The following is a 2,405-nucleotide window of genomic DNA, read 5'->3' as shown; positions in this document are numbered from 1 at the left end:
TGTTCGGCGACAATTATCCTGTCCGGTCGGCGTCAATTAACTTGGCCGGTTGAGTGCCCCTCCATGTAAGCTCCTTTTTGAACCTAAAGGGAGGCTGACTTGCCTGGGAAACACATCACTCAAAGACAGGAGATGCTTTATATGCAATCTCGACAAACTGACCTAAATCAAGAAACATGCGCAGCCAAAGCAGGGATAAGCGTTCGTTCGGCTCGGCGCCTTGAGCAAAACGGCGTGGCAACAAAAACGCAGCGGCATTGGAAGACGCGCACCGATCCGTTTGCTGCGGTCTGGGAGCCGGAACTGGTTCCATTACTGGAAAAAGAACCCAAACTGACCGGTCTAACCTTATGGGAATATCTGGATGAACATCATCCGGGCGACTATCCCTACGAACTGTTGCGGACTCTGCAACGCCGGGTCAAGCATTGGCGGGCGACGCAGGGGCCTGACAACCCGGTGATGTTTCGCCAGACCGTGCCACCGGGGCGGCAGGGACTCTCAGATTTTACTCACCCAAGGGCCGCCGTAACCATCGCAGGACAGCCACTTCGCCATCTCATCTATCAGTATCGACTGGCCTACAGTGGCTGGCGTTGTGCCCATGTTGTGCGCGGCGGAGAAAGCTATTCCGCACTGGCCGAGGGGTTACAGAATGCGCTGCAAAAGTGTGGTGGAACTCCGACCGAGCATCGCACCGACAGTCTGAGCGCCGCCTATGTCAACCAGAGCCAGAAGAAACAACTCACGCAGGCTTATGAGGGGCTGTGCCAGCATTATGGTATGACCGGCACAACCAACAATCCCGGCCTCGGCCATGAAAATGGTGCGGTTGAAACCGCCCATGGAACGTTGAAACACCGCCTGGATCAGGCCATCATGCTGCGAGGCAGTGCTGATTTTGCCACCGTTGCGGAGTATCAGGCTCTGATTAATCGCTGCATCGGGCGCCTCAATCGTTACTGCGTAACGCGCTTTGCTGAGGAGAAAAAATATTTGCAGCTGCTACCGAAATATCGCTTTATGGATTACTCGGAAATCTCTGCCAAGGTCACCACCAGCAGCACGATTGATGTCAAACATGGCCTCTATAGCGTGCCGTCGCGACTGATTGGTGAAACGTTACGCATTCACCTCTATCACGACAAGCTGATCGGTTTTGTCGGACAAACCCAGGTCATTGAATTGGCCCGCGTCTATCCCGACAACGCCAATAAAAGAGCCCGGTGTATTGATTATCGCCATGTCATTCACGCGCTGGCCACCAAGCCCCAGGCCTTTCGCTTTTCCAACTTCCGCGACGAATTATTTCCCGACGACAACTACCGACAGTTGTGGAAAATTGTTGATCAAAAGCTTCCGGCCAAAGACGCCTGCAAGTGGATGGTCGCCGTGTTGCGCATCGCCGCAGACCACCAGTGCGAGCGCGAATTAGGGCGAAGTCTATACCGGCAAGCTCAGGCCGATCAGTTGCCAACTCTGAAAATTCTGCAAGCACGCTATCTGCAAAAGAAAGATCGGCCAGAGCTGCACACAAAGCAGCATGATATTGCGGACTATGATGACTTGCTGACCGGCGGTTGGGTGAACCCTCACCCCCAAGGAGGTGCACCATGCCTCTCAAACTGATGTTAAAAGAGCTACGCCTCGCAACCTTCAGTCAGAACCTGGAGAGCTATCAGAAGCAGGCCATTGAGAAGACCTGGAGCTATGCAGAATTCCTCAGCAAGCTCTGCGAACAGGAACTGGCCCGGCGCTTTCAGACAAGAACCAACAAATGGACGAGGGAAGCCCGCCTGCCTGCAGGCAAAAGCTTCGCGACGCTCAATTTTGCGGATTTACCCAAAGCCGTCCAGCAACCCCTCCACCAGCTCAAAGACGACCACCAGTGGGCGTTACAAGCAGGTAACGTGCTGCTCATCGGCCCTTCCGGTGTCGGCAAATCCCACATTGCCGCAGCCCTGGGGCATCAACTGATTGAACGCGGTGTGCGCGTCAAGTGGTTCTCCGCCGGTGAACTCGTTCAGCAACTGCAAACAGCCAAAAAAGAGTTGGATCTGATGACTTATATGACGCGCCTGGACAAGTATCCGGTGCTGATTATTGACGATATAGGCTACATCAAAAAAAGCGATGGGGAGACTCAGGTTCTTTTTGAATTTATCGCCCACCGCTACGAAAGCGGCAGCCTGATCATTACCTCAAACCAGCCATTCAGCCAATGGGATCAAATCTTTCCCGATGCGTTGATGACCGTGGCTGCGATCGACCGGATTATTCATCATGCCAGCATTATTGAAATAGAAGGAGGGAGCTATCGAAAAAAACAACACCTGAGAAAATAACGAAACTCAACCGGCCATCTTAATTGTCGTCAAACCGGACAAGATAGTTGACGCGAGACA

The 2,405-nt window shown here is 53.1% G+C and carries 2 protein-coding genes; both read left to right on the top strand.

The features are described 5' to 3' along the window. The first annotated feature begins 99 nt into the window (after positions 1 to 99). Positions 100 to 1,629: an IS21 family transposase gene (istA, locus tag IBX51_RS14965; protein ID WP_291832125.1), complete on the top strand. Its 1,530-nt coding sequence runs from the start codon at positions 100 to 102 to the stop codon at positions 1,627 to 1,629. Beyond that, on the top strand, positions 1,629 to 2,345 hold the full coding sequence (gene istB / locus IBX51_RS14960; RefSeq protein WP_291832126.1) for an IS21-like element helper ATPase IstB: 717 nt from the start codon (positions 1,629 to 1,631) through the stop codon (positions 2,343 to 2,345). The genes istA and istB overlap by 1 nt, the downstream gene beginning before the upstream one ends. The last annotated feature ends 60 nt before the right edge of the window (positions 2,346 to 2,405 follow it).

Origin of the sequence: Marinobacter sp., from assembly GCF_014859525.1 — a bacterium.
Taxonomy (GTDB): Bacteria; Pseudomonadota; Gammaproteobacteria; order Pseudomonadales; family Oleiphilaceae; genus Marinobacter.
The sequence above is the reverse complement of the archived record's forward strand: the minus strand, read 5'-3'. Positions and strand labels throughout refer to the sequence as shown.

Bases quoted from the DNA above. Each gene is read 5' to 3' on its own strand.
- istB (WP_291832126.1), top strand. From the start codon at position 1,629: ATGTTAAAAGAGCTACGCCTCGCAACCTTCAGTCAGAACCTGGAGAGC.